General features: G+C 65.3%; 1 protein-coding gene. It reads right to left on the bottom strand.

Annotated elements, in window-relative coordinates; genetic code table 11:
• Positions 1 to 1,187 (bottom strand): elongation factor Tu (gene tuf / locus KBI52_RS01420; RefSeq protein WP_173944982.1); only part of this gene is annotated, 1,187 nt, incomplete at its 3' end.

Below are 1,187 nucleotides of genomic sequence, written 5' to 3'. Positions count from 1 at the left end.
TCCATCACGGCGGCGACGACGCCGGCGCCGACGGTACGGCCGCCTTCGCGGATGGCGAAGCGCAGCTTCTCTTCCATGGCGATCGGAGCAATCAGCTCCACTTCCATGGTGATGTTGTCGCCCGGCATCACCATCTCGGTGCCCTCAGGCAGCTTCACCACGCCGGTCACGTCCGTCGTGCGGAAGTAGAACTGCGGACGGTAGTTGCCGAAGAACGGCGTATGACGACCGCCCTCTTCCTTCGTCAGGATGTAGGCCTCGGCCTTGAACTTCGTGTGCGGCTTGATCGAGCCCGGCTTGCACAGCACCTGGCCGCGCTCCACATCCTCGCGCTTCGTGCCGCGCAGCAGAACGCCCACGTTGTCGCCCGCCTGGCCCTGGTCGAGCAGCTTGCGGAACATCTCGACGCCCGTCACCGTGGTCTTCTGCGTGTCGCGCAGACCCACGATCTCCACTTCCTCGCCGACCTTCACGATGCCGCGCTCGACGCGACCCGTCACCACCGTGCCGCGGCCCGAGATCGAGAACACGTCCTCGATCGGCATCAGGAACGGCAGATCCACCGGACGCTCCGGCTGCGGGATGTAGCGGTCCACCTCGGCCATCAGCTCGAGAACCCGGTCCCGGCCGATCTCAGGCGAACGGTCCTCCAGAGCGCACAGGGCCGAGCCCTTCACGATCGGGATGTCGTCGCCCGGGAAGTCGTACTTCGACAGAAGCTCGCGCACCTCCAGCTCAACCAGGTCGAGCAGCTCGGCGTCGTCCACCATGTCGACCTTGTTCATGAACACCACCAGGGCCGGAACGCCCACCTGGCGCGCCAGCAGGATGTGCTCGCGCGTCTGCGGCATCGGGCCGTCAGCCGACGACACCACCAGGATCGCCCCGTCCATCTGCGCCGCGCCCGTGATCATGTTCTTCACGTAGTCGGCGTGACCGGGGCAGTCCACGTGGGCGTAGTGCCGGTTCGTGGTCTCGTACTCCACGTGCGCGGTCGAGATCGTGATGCCGCGCGCCTTCTCTTCCGGAGCCTTGTCGATCTGGTCGTACGCCGTAAACGTCGCCCCGCCCGACTCCGCCAGAACCTTCGTGATCGCCGCCGTCAGAGACGTCTTGCCATGGTCCACGTGACCAATCGTCCCAATGTTGCAGTGCGGCTTATTGCGCTGAAACTTTTCCTTCGCCAT

This window comes from Microvirga sp. HBU67558 (genome assembly GCF_018069605.1).
Lineage (GTDB): Bacteria > Pseudomonadota > Alphaproteobacteria > Rhizobiales > Beijerinckiaceae > Microvirga > Microvirga terrae.
Note: the sequence above shows the minus strand (reverse complement) of the source record. Positions and strands in the feature narration are given on the sequence as shown.